Below are 12,234 nucleotides of genomic sequence, written 5' to 3'. Positions count from 1 at the left end.
GGGCGCCGCAACACCGGGCAACGGGACATCGACGATGCCCTCGATCAAGACGACGTTTGCCGATCGCGACGACGTTCGTGAATGCGGCAACGAGCGGATCCGTCTTCACCTTTACGACAGGAGAACCGATCATGGCTACCAGCGAGCAAACCCGCCGTGGCCGCGGCTTCGCTTCCATGGATAGCGACCGCCAGCGCGCCATCGCCAGCGCGGGCGGACGTGCGGCGCACCGGAGCGGAAACGCCCACGAGTTCAATTCGCAGGAGGCGCGTGAAGCAGGACGCCGCGGCGGCCTGGCGCGCTCGGCCAGCCGGCATGCCGAGTTGACCCTGCAATTGGCCGACGGCCAGGGTCTGATGCAGATGCCCGCGCCGACACCGGGTTCTTCCGCGCCCGATGCCGACGCGCACCTGCGTCACTGACCGCGCGAAGTACGGCGAGCGCGCGAACCGGGCAACGGTGGCGCGCTCGCGATGAGTGCTGCCGTCTCCGCCGGAAACTCGCGCGCAGCGGCATCGGCGATGGAATAGCGATCCGGGCGGCGGATCCGGGCCAGTTCATCCCAGCTCAGCAGCATCGCCGCCGGCGCTCCGGCGCGTGCGCGCAAGGACCAGGCCGCGATGCTGGTCGCCCCGCGAGTGTTGCGCAACCAATCGATGAAGATCCGGCCGCTCCGTTTGGCCTTGCTCATGGTCGCGACGTAGCGCTCGGGTTGCTCGCTCGCTAACGCAGCCGCGAATTCCTCACAGAACCGGCGCACTTCGTCCCAATCGGCGCGTGCCTGCAGCGGCGCCACCACGTGCACGCCCTTGCCGCCGGAGAGTCGCGGGAACGAAGGCAGTCCCCTCGCCGCCAGACGATCGCGCAGCTCGATTGCCGCGCGCCTGACGTCCTTCCAGGCAATCGTGGGATCCGGATCGAGGTCGAACACCATGCGATCCGGACGCTCCAGTTCCGCGATGCGTGAACCCCAGGGATGGAACTCGATGGCATTCATCTGCACGAGCTGCATGAGCCCTGCGATGTCGTCGATGTAGAAGTACTCGGCGAGATCGCCGTCGGCTTCGCGGATCTGGACGCGCTTGACCGCGTTGCCGAAGCCGCGGCCCGCATGCTTCTGGAAGAAGCGTTGCCCGGCGATGCCGTCGGGACAGCGCACGATGGACAGCAGGCGGCCACCGATCTCCGCGAGCAGGCGCTCGCCGACTTCCCGGTAGTAGTCGTAGACCTGCCTCTTGGTCGCCTTGATGTCCGGATAGACGATGCGGTCCGGACTGGTGAGCGTCGGCAGAGGCTCGGACTCGCCTTCGCGCGTATCGAGCTTGCCGGCGCGGCGCGCGCGGGGTAGCGAATGCGCGCCGTCGATGAGACGCTGGTGCATGGCGGTGTCTCGAAATTAATCCACAAGGGCGAGGGCCCACCTTCCCCCACTCGCCGTACTGCGACGGTGAAATCGCCGTTGAAGCTCAGCGCGCCGCGCCGCGCAGCCAGAACGCCATCAGTAATGCGGCCAGCAAGGCGCAGCCTGCGCCGAAGCTGAAGGCGAGGAAGGCGGACGCCGATTCCCACAACCAACCGAACACCAGCGAGGCGGGCAACAGCGCGGCGCCGAGCGTGAGGTGATACCAGCCGAAGGCCGTGCCCAACTGCTCGCGCGGTACCAGGTCGGCGACGAGCGCCTTTTCCGCGCCCTCCGTCGCCGCGATAAACAATCCGTAGGCCACGAACAGTGCCCATACGCCCCAAGGCTTCAGGCCGCTCCAGCCCAGCAGCAGATAGATCGCCGCGTACGCGATCCAACCGGCGATGATCAGGTGCCGGCGGCCCACACGATCGGACAAGGCCGACAGCGGCGTCAGGAACACCGCGGCCACGCCCGACATCGTCGCCCACAACAGCGGGATCTGCGCCTGCGGCACGCCCAGCTCGCGCACGCGCAGCAGCAGGAACAGATTCGACGAGTTGCCCAGCATGAAAAGCGCGAGCACGACGAGATAGCGGCGGAACACCGGCGGGAACTCGCGCAAATGCCAGTTGAAGCGTTGCGCGGGCGCGATCGCTTGCGCTGCTTCCGGTTCGCGCAATCGCAAGGTCGCGAAGAACACGATCACCGCGGGAATGGCCGCGCACCAGAAGACCGTGCGCAACTCCATGCCCAGCGCGAGCAACCCCGCCGCCACCAGCGGACCGATCACCGCACCGGCATTGTCCATCGCGCGGTGGAAACCGAAGGCGAGGCCGCGTTGCGCCGGTTCGACGCTGCGCCCGAGCATGGCGTCGCGCGGCGAACTGCGCAGGCCCTTGCCGATGCGATCGGCGAGCCGGCACACCAGCACGAACCACCAGCCTGTCGCCGCGGCGATCAGGGTGCGCGCCAGACCGGCGATGCCATAGCCGCCGACGACGAAGGGTTTGGCGCGCCGCGTACGGTCGGACCAGATGCCCGAGACGAGTTTCAACAGGCTGCTTGCGGCCTCGGCGACGCCTTCGATCAAACCCAGCGCGCGCGGCCCGGCGCCCAGCATGCCGACCAGGAACAACGGCAACAGCGGATACACCATTTCGCTGGCCGCGTCGTTCATCAGACTGATGAATCCCAGCAGCCACACGCTGCGGGGCAAGACTTTCAGCCTGGCGAACATCTCCCTCAAATCATGTCCTTCGATTCACGCCTTCATGCGCTCAAAGGGGCCGCCACAGATGGGCCAGACGCGCGCCACCCCAGACCAGCAACAAGCCCAGCAGCAGCGTCGTCAGCAGGTACAGGAAGGCCAGCTCGGTGCGCGACGACCGCGAATACAGCAGACATTCGATCATCAGCGCGGAATACGTGGTGAAGCCGCCCAGCAGGCCGACGACGAGAAAGCAGCGCCAGTACAAGGCCGAGGTTCCGCGCCCTTCCAACCACACGGCCAGGAAACCGCCGGCAAAGGCACCCAGCAGGTTGGCCGCCAAGGTGCCCCAGGGCAATCCGTCGCCGATGCGGCGCAGCAGCAGTCCGCCCAGCCAGAAGCGCCCGGCCGCGCCCAGTGCGCCGCCGATCATCACCAGCCACAGTTGCTGAAACCAGAGATTCATCCGTTCTTGCCTCGCACTCTTTAGGCGTCGTTGTTGCGTGCCGCCTCGCGCGCGGCACGCAAGGCGTCGAGCTTTTCCTTCAGCTTGATTTCCAATCCGCGTGCGACCGGCTCGTAGTAGACGCGTTCGCCCATCGCATCGGGAAACCCGGTCTGATCCAGGGCGATGCCGCCTTCGGCATCGTGGTCGTACTGGTAGCCCTTGCCATAGCCGAGCTGTTTCATCAGGCGCGTAGGGGCGTTGCGGATATGCAGGGGGACTTCCTGCGTGCCGTATTCGCGGACATCGCTGCGTGCGGCGTTGAAGGCCATGTAGGCCGCATTCGACTTCGCTGTGGTCGCCAGGTAGATCGTCAGCTGCGCCAGCGCCAGTTCGCCCTCAGGGCTGCCGAGCCGATCGAAGGTCTCCCAGGCATCGATCGCCATCTGCAAGGCCCTGGGATCGGCCAGGCCGATGTCTTCGACCGCCATGCGCGTCAGCCGGCGCGCCAGGTAACTGGGATCGGCGCCGCCATCGAACATGCGCGCCAACCAATACAGTGCCGCATCCGGGTTGGAACTGCGCACGCATTTGTGCAGCGCCGAGATCTGGTCGTAGAACTGCTCGCCGCCCTTGTCGAAGCGGCGCGTGCGGTCGGCGAGCACCTGTTCGAGCGTCGCTTCGGTGATCGTGCCGCCCTCGCCCGCCAGGTCGGCGGCGATCTCGAGGAAGGTCAGGCCGCGACGCACGTCGCCGTCCGCGGCGGTGGCGATCAGGTGCAGCAGCTCGTCGCCGATGTGCAGGTGGCGGTCGCCCAGCCCGCGCTCCGCGTCGAGCAGCGCGCGCTTGAGCGCAATCGCAATGTCGTCGGCCGACACGGCTTCCATGACATGGACGCGGCAGCGCGACAGCAAAGCCGAGTTGAGTTCGAACGAAGGATTCTCGGTGGTCGCGCCGACCAGAACGATCGTGCCGCGTTCGATATGCGGCAGGAAGGCGTCCTGCTGCACCTTGTTGAAGCGATGTACCTCGTCGACGAACAGCACGGTGCGGCGTCCGCCCGCGAAACGCTGCGCGGCTTCGGCCAATACTTCGCGTACCTGCGGCAGGCCGGAGAGCACGGCGGAAATCGCCTGGAACTCGGCCTGGGCGTATTGCGCCAGCAACAGCGCCAAGGTGGTCTTGCCGCATCCAGGCGGTCCCCACAGCACCATCGAGTGCACATGGCCCGACTCGATGCCTTTGCGCAACGCGGACTTCGGCGCGAGCAGCCGGCGTTGGCCGACCATTTCATCGAGCGTGCGTGGACGCATGCGCTCGGCCAACGGACGCAGGTGATCCTGGTTGGTATCGAGCAGATCGGGCGCGTTGTCGTCCTTGGGGCTGCGGCGTGGCATGGCGGCATTGTAGGGCGCGGCCGGGCCGCGACCTATACGCGACCTTCGCCTGCGGCTCAGGCTAGCGGGATCTCCCGCTCAGCCCGAAGGACTCACTCACTCTCCGCCAATGACATCGACGCCTTTCGGCGGCGTGTAGCGGAACGTGCCCGCGGGGAACGCCGGATTGCGCTTCCAGCCGCTGAAGTCGATCTCGGTGCGCTGGCCCAGCGTGTCCACCACCTGCATCTTCACCAGGCCGGACTTGCCGAAGCCCAGCCGCGCGGAACGGAAGTTGGCATCGGCCGCATTGCCCTTGGGCGTGAGCACCAGCCATTCGAGTCCCGCGGACGCGCCGTCTTCCTTCACCGCGAACTGCGCGTCCAGCTTGCCCGGATCGATCAGCGCGGAGAGCGGACTGTTCTGTTCTTCCGCGCCCTGCGGGCGCTTGCTCACCTGCTGCAGGTCGGGGTCGTAGATCCACACGGTCTTGCCATCGGCGACGATCAGCTGCGGATACGGCTTCACGTATTCCCAGCGGAACAGCCGCGGCGCGGACAACGCGACCTTGCCGCTGGAGCTTTCCTTCAACTTACCCTTGCCGTCGAACACCTGCTGCGCGAACTGGCCGTCCAATCCCTTCAGGCCCTTGGTGAAGGCGGCGAGCTGATCGCGCGCGCCGGCGAAGGCGACACTCGGCAGCAGCACAGCGGCCACGGCCGTGGCGAGGGCGAACTTGAAGAATCGATGCATGGACGGCTCGCTCATGGAGAACTCCGGGAAAACTTTGGGGAAGAGTCTGGCGGCGGAACGCTGAACAGGATGGGACAAGCCGGGGCATCGGCCGCGCGAAGACGTGTTCGGTTCAGCCACCGGCCGTCGCCGCGGCCGTTCGCGTTCACTTGCGGCTACTTCGGTGGTGGCGGCGCCAGCACGCTGCGATCGCCGTTGTGCTCCGGCGGCGTCACCACGCCTGCCGCTTCCATGGCTTCGATCAGGCGCGCGGCGCGGTTGTAGCCGATCTTCAAGCGGCGCTGCACGCCGGAGATGGACGCGCGGCGCGTCTCGGTCACGATGCGGACCGCTTCGTCGTAGAGCGGGTCGGACTCGTCCCCTGCTCCGCCACCGCTTTCGGGCAGGCCCGTAGCGCCCACGACGACGCCGTCGCCGAGCGTCTGCACTTCGTCGAGGACGCCTTCGACGTAATCCGGGCCGCCACCGATCTGCTTGAGGTGCTCGACGACGCGATGCACTTCTTCGTCCGACACGAACGCGCCATGCACGCGTTCTGGCAACGCGGTGCCCGGCGGCAGGTAAAGCATGTCGCCATGGCCCAACAGCGTTTCCGCGCCGGACTGGTCCAGGATCGTGCGCGAATCGATCTTGCTCGACACCTGGAACGCAATGCGGGTCGGGATATTGGCCTTGATCAGGCCAGTGATGACGTCCACCGATGGCCGTTGCGTGGCGAGAATCAGATGGATGCCGGCAGCACGCGACTTCTGCGCCAATCGCGCGATCAGCTCTTCAACCTTCTTGCCGACGATCATCATCATGTCGGCGAATTCGTCGATGAAGATGACGATGAACGGCAGTGGCTCCAACGGCCGCGGTGCTTCGCTCAGTTCCGCGTTCGGCTTGAACAGCGGGTCCATCATCGGCTGGCCCGCGTCGATCGCGTCCTTCACCTTCTTGTTGAAGCCGGCCAGGTTGCGCACGCCGACCGCCGACATGAGCTTGTAGCGCCGTTCCATCTCGGCCACGCACCAGCGCAGGCCGTTGGCGGCTTCCTTCATGTCGGTGACGACCGGCGCCAGCAGGTGCGGGATGCCCTGGTAGACCGAGAGCTCCAGCATCTTCGGGTCGATCATCAGCATCCGCACGTCCTTGGCGGAGGCCTTGTACAGCAGCGACAGCACCATTGCGTTGACCGCGACCGACTTGCCCGAGCCGGTGGTACCGGCGACCAGCAAGTGCGGCATGCGCGCCAGATCGGCGACGGTCGGCCGGCCGGCGATGTCCTTGCCCAGCGCCAGGGTGAGCGGACTGGTGGACTTGTCGTATTCCTTCGAACGCAGCAGTTCGGAGAGGAAGATCATCTCGCGCGTGGTGTTCGGCGTTTCCAGGCCGACCACCGATTTGCCCGGGATCACGTCGACCACGCGCACCGATTTCACCGACAGGCCGCGAGCGATGTCCTTGTCGAGCGAGCTGATCTGGCTGACTTTCACGCCGGGCGCGGGCTCGAGCTCGAACCGCGTAATCACCGGGCCCGGGTAGGCGCCGACGACCTGCGCGTCGATGCGGAAGTCCTTGAGCTTGAATTCGATCTGGCGCGACAGCGTTTCCAGCGTCTGCTCGTCGTAGCCCTTGGGCTGCGGCTTGGGATCGTCGAGCAACGCCAGCGGTGGGATGCCGGTGCCGTCGCCGGTATGGAACAGCGGGATCTGGGTCTCGCGCTTGGCGCGGTCGCTCTTTTCGACGACCGGCGCCGGTGGCGGTTCGATCTTCACCGGGGTGCGCTTGGCGCGCAGTTCGGTGTCGACCTTGCGTGCTTCTTCGCGCTCTTCGCGATAGGCGCGGGTCTGCTGCCACTCGGTGGCCTGCTGACTGCCGCGGCGGAACAATTTGCTCATCAAGGGCGGAACGGCCAGCGTCCATTCGCCCAGCTTGTCCATCACCGTGAGCCAGGACAGTCCGGTCGCCAAGGTGACCGAAATCAGCAGCAGCGCGAAAGTAAAGAGGTTCGCGCCCATCGGCCCGAAGCCTTTGTGCAGCGAATTGCCGACCAGCCGCCCAAGGATGCCGCCCGAGCCCGCCGGGAAATAGTCAGGCGCGCCGGCGCGCAGATAAAGCAGACCGGTCGCCGAAACGAGGAAGCCGACGATGCCGACCAGGCGCAGCGCCGGTCCGAGGTCGGCGTCGCCGTCGCCATCCGCATCCATGCCGAACAACGCGATCCAGGCGATGAAGCCGAGCATGATCGGCAACAGGAAGGCGACATAGCCGGTCAGCAGCAGCAGGCCGTCCGCGATCATGGCGCCGACACGGCCGCCGACGTTGTGCAGCGGTGCAGTGATGTTGCCGGAGTGGGTGAAACCCGGATCGGTGGACGAGTAGGTAAACAGGCTCGCCATCAGGTACAGCAACAGCGGCGCGATCAGGATGAGGGCGATGTCGCGCATCAGCCTCTGGCGGCGCGGCGATGGCGGTGCGCGCTCTTTGCCAGAGTGTTCCGCCTTGGCCTTCTTGCGGGTTGCTGCCGGGGCTTGCGCCACTGTGAGGATCTGCCTGAGCTAGACTCTGTTAGTTGTTGAAGATACGGGAAAAAGCCGCTTCGTGGAAGTTCAGGCGGCCTTTTTCGACCCGGTTGCGAGCCGACTGCCTGGCCGCCGCCAGGTGGGCGATCCCGTTGTCCTGTACCTCGTCCGCTTCCCGCTGACGCCAGACCCTGGAGACTGGCCACTTGCTGTGCGCGCAACGCTGCGGTCCGGCGCGCTCGCCTTGTAATGGTCCGACCCGATCGCCACTCTATTGCGCGATCCGAACAGTGGCGCCTGCGCCCCTGACCTTCCCATCCCGCGCCGATGCGCGTCCGAATCTCGACACCATGACCCCTTCCAAGCACTCGCGTCTGATCATCCTCGGTTCCGGTCCTGCCGGCTGGACGGCCGCCGTCTATGCCGCCCGCGCGAACCTCAAGCCCCTGATGATCACCGGCCTGCAGATGGGCGGCCAGCTGATGACGACCACCGAGGTCGACAACTGGCCGGGCGATGCCCATGGTCTGATGGGCCCGGATCTGATGGCGCGCATGCAGGCGCACGCTGAGCGCTTCGATACCGAAGTCGTCTTCGACCACATCCACACCGCCGATCTGTCGCGCCGTCCGTTCCGGCTCAAGGGGGACAGCGGGGAATACACCTGCGATGCGTTGATCATCGCCACGGGCGCCACGGCCAAGTATCTGGGCCTGCCGTCGGAGGAGTTGTTCAAGGGACGCGGCGTTTCCGCTTGTGCGACCTGCGATGGCTTCTTCTACAAGGAGCAGGACGTCGCGGTGATTGGCGGCGGCAACACGGCGGTCGAGGAAGCGTTGTACCTGTCCAACATCGCGCGCAAGGTCTATCTGGTGCACCGCCGCGACACGCTGCGCGCGGAGAAGATCATGCAGGACAAGCTGCAGGCCAAGATCCAGGCCGGCAAGATCGAGCCGGTGTGGCATCACGTCGTCGATGAAGTGCTGGGCAACGATGCCGGAGTGACTGGCTTGCGCGTCACGTCGGTGCAGGACGGCTCTTCGCGCGAATTGTCGATCCACGGCCTGTTCGTGGCCATCGGGCATACGCCGAACACGACGCTGTTCGAAGGCCAGCTCGAGATGAAGAACGGCTACATCACCATTCGCACCGGGCTCCAGGGTGAGGCGACGGCGACCAACATTCCCGGTGTGTTCGCCGCCGGCGACGTCGCCGACCAGGTCTATCGCCAGGCCATCACCTCGGCCGGTTTCGGCTGCATGGCGGCGTTGGATGCTGAGAAGTTCCTGGATAAAGGCGAGTAATCGCGGCCCAAGTTTTCGCGTTGAAAGCCCTTGCTGCTTCCGCAACACCGGTGGGAGGGCGGCGCCGGTGGGCTATGCGTGGTCCACACATCTCAGTCGCGTTAGCACAAAGCGAAGCCAACGCCCTTCGCCGAAGCGGCGCGCTGCACGCTCGCGATAAGCGCTGCCCGATGGGATGGGGGTGCGGAGAGCGGACCAGGATGGTCCGCGGCCCCGACTAAAGGCAGGGATGCCGTCCGGAGGGGCGGAGCACCCCCGTCCCGTCGGGTAGCGCGTCCCACCGAAGCCGGAAGCTCTTAAACCAGCAGAAACAAAAGCAAAAGTCCCTGGATCCCCGCCTACACGGGGATGACGAGCAAAGAGAAGCCGCGCACGTCGGACGATTGCTACCCTGCCCTTATGCCGACCGCACGCATCTTCGATTCACTGCAGAAGATCCCAGCCGCAGCCTGGGACGCCTTGCACGACGGCACGCATCCCTTCGTTTCGCACGCTTTCCTCTCAGGCCTGGAAACGCATGACTGCCTGCGCGAAGAATGGGGCTGGACGCCGCGTCATCTGACGTTGTGGGACGGCGATCGCCTGGTGGCCGCCGCGCCCGGTTATTTGAAGACCAACTCCCACGGCGAGTTCGTCTTCGATCATGCCTGGGCGCATGCCTACGCCCGCTACGGGCACGATTACTTCCCCAAGTGGCTGTGCGCCGTGCCCTACTCGCCCGTGACCGGGCCAAGGCTGCTCGGCGCAAGCGAACATCGCGGCGCATTGCTCGCCGCGATGGCGGCGCTGTGCGAAAGCGAGGACTACTCGTCCGCGCACATCAACTTCCATTCCGAAGAGGAAGCCGCTTTCGGCGCGGACTGGCTCGCCCGCACCGACGTGCAGTACCACTGGAGCAACCGCGCCGGCTGGCGCGATTTCGATGAATTCCTTTCCGCGTTCGATCACAAGCACCGTAAGAACATCCGCCAGGAACGCGCGAAAGTCGCGCGCGCCGGCATCGGGTTCCGCTGGGTGCACGGCGATGAAGCGTGCGAGGCCGACCTGGCGACGATGCACGGTCTCTACCGGCAGACCTTCGCCGAATACGGCAACCATCCGGCGCTGACGCTGGATTTCTTTCGGCATCTGGCTCGGACCCTGCCCCGCTCCCTGCTGCTGATCCTGGCCGAGTACGAGGGCAAGCTGGTGGCGGGCGCGTTGTGCCTGCGCGGAGGCGACACGCTCTACGGCCGCTATTGGGGCGGCGTCGGACAACGGCCGGGACTGCACTTCGAAACCTGTTATTACCAAGGGATCGAATACTGCCTGCGCGAAGGCCTCACCCGCTTCGAACCCGGTGCGCAGGGCGAGCACAAACTCGCCCGCGGCTTCCTGCCGTCGCGGGTGCACAGCCATCATTGGATCGCCGACGAAGCCTTCCGCGCCGCGCTGCGCGACTGGTGCGCCGAAGAGACGGTCGCGGTCCGGCGCTATGCGACGCAGCTCTCCGCGCACTCTCCGTTCAAGCATCTCGCCTAGCCATTGATCGAACGGGGCTGGCGCGGCTCCCACGGCCGCACGCAGTTCGGCGATGATCTTCCGGTGTCGCTCCGATTGCCCGCGCTGTCCGCCGATCCCGGCTCACCGTTTCCGCCGGGGGAATCGGCCTTGCGTCATCCCGACGGGCTCCTCGCCATGGGTGGCGATCTGTCCCCGCAGCGGCTGCTCAATGCGTATCGCAACGGCATCTTTCCCTGGTACGGCGAGGATCAGCCGATCCTGTGGTGGTGCCCCGATCCACGCGCGGTCTTCCGCAGCGACGGCGTGCGGCTCTCGGCCCGCTTCCGACGCTGGCTGCGCCGCAGCGACTGGACCGTGCGCGCCGATACCGCCTTCGACGCGGTCATCACCGCCTGCGCGATGACGCCCCGCCACGGGCAGCTAGGCACCTGGATCACCGACGACATGATCCGGGCCTACCGGCAATTGCACGCACTGGGTCACGCCCACTCCATCGAGGTCTATGCCCACGAGCGGCTGGTCGGCGGGCTCTACGGCGTGGCGGTGGGACGGATGTTCTTCGGCGAAAGCATGTACAGCGCCGAATCCGGCGGTTCCAAGGTGGCCCTGGCGGCACTGGCCCAGCGCATGCGGGAATGGGACTGGCCGCTGCTGGACGCGCAGGTCGAAAACGACCACCTGCTGTCCATGGGCGCCGAACTGTGGCCGCGCAGCCGCTTCCTGGCCGCGGTCGCCGAACTGACCGCGGCTCCGGAGGCGGCCATGGGCTGGAGCGAGCGATTCGGGACCTTGGCGGCGACTGAACTGGCACCGGCCGCCCGTTCCTGAAGGGGCGCACAGGACCCGCGACCGCCATTGGCCTGCCTTTTGTGGCAGAATGCGCGGCTTCGCGGGCGCGCTGCGCCCGTTCTACTAGAGTTCAACCGGAAACTTCATGGCAAAAGACGATGTGATCGAATTCGAGGGCACGGTGGCGGAAACCCTTCCGAACACCATGTTCCGCGTGCGCCTCGAGAACGGCCACGAGATCATTGCCCATATCTCCGGCCGCATGCGCAAGAACTACATCCGCATCCTGACCGGCGACAAGGTGAAGGTCGAAATGACCCCATACGACCTGACCAAGGGTCGCATCACCTACCGCATGAAGTAAGACGCATCGGTTTGATTGGAAGAAGGCGGCCGATGGCCGCCTTCTGCGTTTCTGCGATCGCCCGGCGGCAATCGCCGCGTGACGATCTGCACGGTGACGACCTTCATGGTGTCGCTCGTCAGGCTGACCTCTTCCAGATTCCGGCGCGCGCGACTCGTCCTAATTTGCTGCGGACCCGATCCGGGCCGATACCAGGGACGTCCATGAAGCGAATACTTTTTGCGGCGCTCGCCGCTGCCACCGTGTGTGCAGGAACCGCACAGGCCGCCCCGAGCGCGCCCTTGAAAGAATGCGTCAGCCTGAGCGGCAGCCAGCAAGCCACGCGCTTCGGCAGCCAGTTCGTGCTGATCCACGATGGCGACACGTACTACCGGCTGCATGCGGACCGTTGCGACAAGCTGTCGCTGGCGACACGGGTGACGGTGCGTGCAGATTCGCAGCCCGACCGGATCTGTCCGAGCGATACGCGGATCGAGACCAACACCGGGAACTGCATCGCCTCCAAGGTCGAAACCATCGACGAGACGACGTACCGCCGCTATCAACACCGGCGCTGATCGCGGGCCTGGCACTGCAGCAAA

At 65.9% G+C, this 12,234-nt stretch carries 12 protein-coding genes; 6 read left to right on the top strand and 6 right to left on the bottom strand.

From position 1 onward, the window contains the following. The first annotated feature begins 131 nt into the window (after window positions 1-131). Complete coding sequence (locus tag ACYVJ8_RS04835; protein WP_460709831.1) at window positions 132-422, top strand: KGG domain-containing protein; 291 nt, start codon at window positions 132-134, stop codon at window positions 420-422. On the opposite strand, the gene ligD is transcribed toward ACYVJ8_RS04835, so the two are convergent. The 6 genes from ligD to ACYVJ8_RS04805 all read right to left on the bottom strand — a co-directional run bounded on the left by ligD (window position 416) and on the right by ACYVJ8_RS04805 (window position 7,711). Further along, the gene (gene ligD, locus ACYVJ8_RS04830; protein WP_460709829.1) at window positions 416-1,381 is read right to left on the bottom strand and encodes a non-homologous end-joining DNA ligase; all 966 of its coding nucleotides are present in this window, start codon (window positions 1,379-1,381) and stop codon (window positions 416-418) included. The two genes, ACYVJ8_RS04835 and ligD, sit on opposite strands and share 7 nt — an antisense overlap. An 85-nt stretch (window positions 1,382-1,466) precedes the next feature. After that, on the bottom strand, window positions 1,467-2,642 hold the full coding sequence (locus tag ACYVJ8_RS04825; protein WP_460709827.1) for an MFS transporter: 1,176 nt from the start codon (window positions 2,640-2,642) through the stop codon (window positions 1,467-1,469). Between the two features lie 40 nt (window positions 2,643-2,682). Further along, complete coding sequence (gene crcB / locus ACYVJ8_RS04820; RefSeq protein ID WP_460709825.1) at window positions 2,683-3,078, bottom strand: fluoride efflux transporter CrcB; 396 nt, start codon at window positions 3,076-3,078, stop codon at window positions 2,683-2,685. A 20-nt stretch (window positions 3,079-3,098) separates the two neighbouring features. Then, window positions 3,099-4,454 carry a replication-associated recombination protein A gene (locus tag ACYVJ8_RS04815; RefSeq protein WP_460709823.1) on the bottom strand — a complete coding sequence of 452 codons (1,356 nt, stop codon included), beginning with the start codon at window positions 4,452-4,454 and terminating at the stop codon, window positions 3,099-3,101. 96 nt (window positions 4,455-4,550) lie between these two features. Further along, entirely contained in the window at window positions 4,551-5,186 is a 636-nt protein-coding gene (lolA, locus tag ACYVJ8_RS04810; protein ID WP_460711045.1) for an outer membrane lipoprotein chaperone LolA, read from the bottom strand. Between the two features lie 155 nt (window positions 5,187-5,341). Further along, window positions 5,342-7,711 carry a DNA translocase FtsK gene (locus ACYVJ8_RS04805; RefSeq protein WP_460709821.1) on the bottom strand — a complete coding sequence of 790 codons (2,370 nt, stop codon included), beginning with the start codon at window positions 7,709-7,711 and terminating at the stop codon, window positions 5,342-5,344. A gap of 332 nt (window positions 7,712-8,043) precedes the next feature. On the opposite strand from ACYVJ8_RS04805, the gene trxB reads away from it, so the two are divergent. The 5 genes from trxB to ACYVJ8_RS04780 all read left to right on the top strand — a co-directional run bounded on the left by trxB (window position 8,044) and on the right by ACYVJ8_RS04780 (window position 12,210). After that, window positions 8,044-8,997, top strand: coding sequence for a thioredoxin-disulfide reductase (trxB, locus tag ACYVJ8_RS04800; RefSeq protein WP_460709819.1), 954 nt, complete (start codon window positions 8,044-8,046; stop codon window positions 8,995-8,997). A 399-nt stretch (window positions 8,998-9,396) separates the two neighbouring features. Beyond that, the gene (locus ACYVJ8_RS04795; protein ID WP_460709817.1) at window positions 9,397-10,518 is read left to right on the top strand and encodes a GNAT family N-acetyltransferase; all 1,122 of its coding nucleotides are present in this window, start codon (window positions 9,397-9,399) and stop codon (window positions 10,516-10,518) included. A 63-nt stretch (window positions 10,519-10,581) separates the two neighbouring features. Beyond that, window positions 10,582-11,328 carry a leucyl/phenylalanyl-tRNA--protein transferase gene (gene aat, locus ACYVJ8_RS04790; RefSeq protein WP_460711043.1) on the top strand — a complete coding sequence of 249 codons (747 nt, stop codon included), beginning with the start codon at window positions 10,582-10,584 and terminating at the stop codon, window positions 11,326-11,328. Between the two features lie 106 nt (window positions 11,329-11,434). Then, on the top strand, window positions 11,435-11,653 hold the full coding sequence (infA, locus tag ACYVJ8_RS04785) for a translation initiation factor IF-1 (protein ID WP_031372296.1): 219 nt from the start codon (window positions 11,435-11,437) through the stop codon (window positions 11,651-11,653). A 32-nt stretch (window positions 11,654-11,685) separates the two neighbouring features. After that, window positions 11,686-12,210, top strand: a complete 525-nt coding sequence (locus ACYVJ8_RS04780; protein WP_460709814.1) for a hypothetical protein — start codon at window positions 11,686-11,688, stop codon at window positions 12,208-12,210. Window positions 12,211-12,234 lie beyond the last annotated feature (24 nt).

It is taken from the genome of Lysobacter terrae (assembly GCF_054782215.1).
This window is presented reverse-complemented; position numbering and strand designations above follow the sequence as displayed.

Excerpts from the sequence above, each read along its gene's own strand:
- ACYVJ8_RS04835 (WP_460709831.1), top strand. The coding sequence starts at position 132 with ATGGCTACCAGCGAGCAAACCCGCCGTGGCCGCGGCTTCGCTTCCATG.
- trxB (WP_460709819.1), top strand. The coding sequence starts at position 8,044 with ATGACCCCTTCCAAGCACTCGCGTCTGATCATCCTCGGTTCCGGTCCT.
- ACYVJ8_RS04780 (WP_460709814.1), top strand. The coding sequence starts at position 11,686 with ATGGCCGCCTTCTGCGTTTCTGCGATCGCCCGGCGGCAATCGCCGCGT.
- infA (WP_031372296.1), top strand. The coding sequence starts at position 11,435 with ATGGCAAAAGACGATGTGATCGAATTCGAGGGCACGGTGGCGGAAACC.
- ACYVJ8_RS04795 (WP_460709817.1), top strand. The coding sequence starts at position 9,397 with ATGCCGACCGCACGCATCTTCGATTCACTGCAGAAGATCCCAGCCGCA.
- lolA (WP_460711045.1), bottom strand. The coding sequence starts at position 5,186 with ATGCATCGATTCTTCAAGTTCGCCCTCGCCACGGCCGTGGCCGCTGTG.
- crcB (WP_460709825.1), bottom strand. The coding sequence starts at position 3,078 with ATGAATCTCTGGTTTCAGCAACTGTGGCTGGTGATGATCGGCGGCGCA.
- ACYVJ8_RS04815 (WP_460709823.1), bottom strand. The coding sequence starts at position 4,454 with ATGCCACGCCGCAGCCCCAAGGACGACAACGCGCCCGATCTGCTCGAT.
- ligD (WP_460709829.1), bottom strand. The coding sequence starts at position 1,381 with ATGCACCAGCGTCTCATCGACGGCGCGCATTCGCTACCCCGCGCGCGC.
- ACYVJ8_RS04825 (WP_460709827.1), bottom strand. The coding sequence starts at position 2,642 with ATGTTCGCCAGGCTGAAAGTCTTGCCCCGCAGCGTGTGGCTGCTGGGA.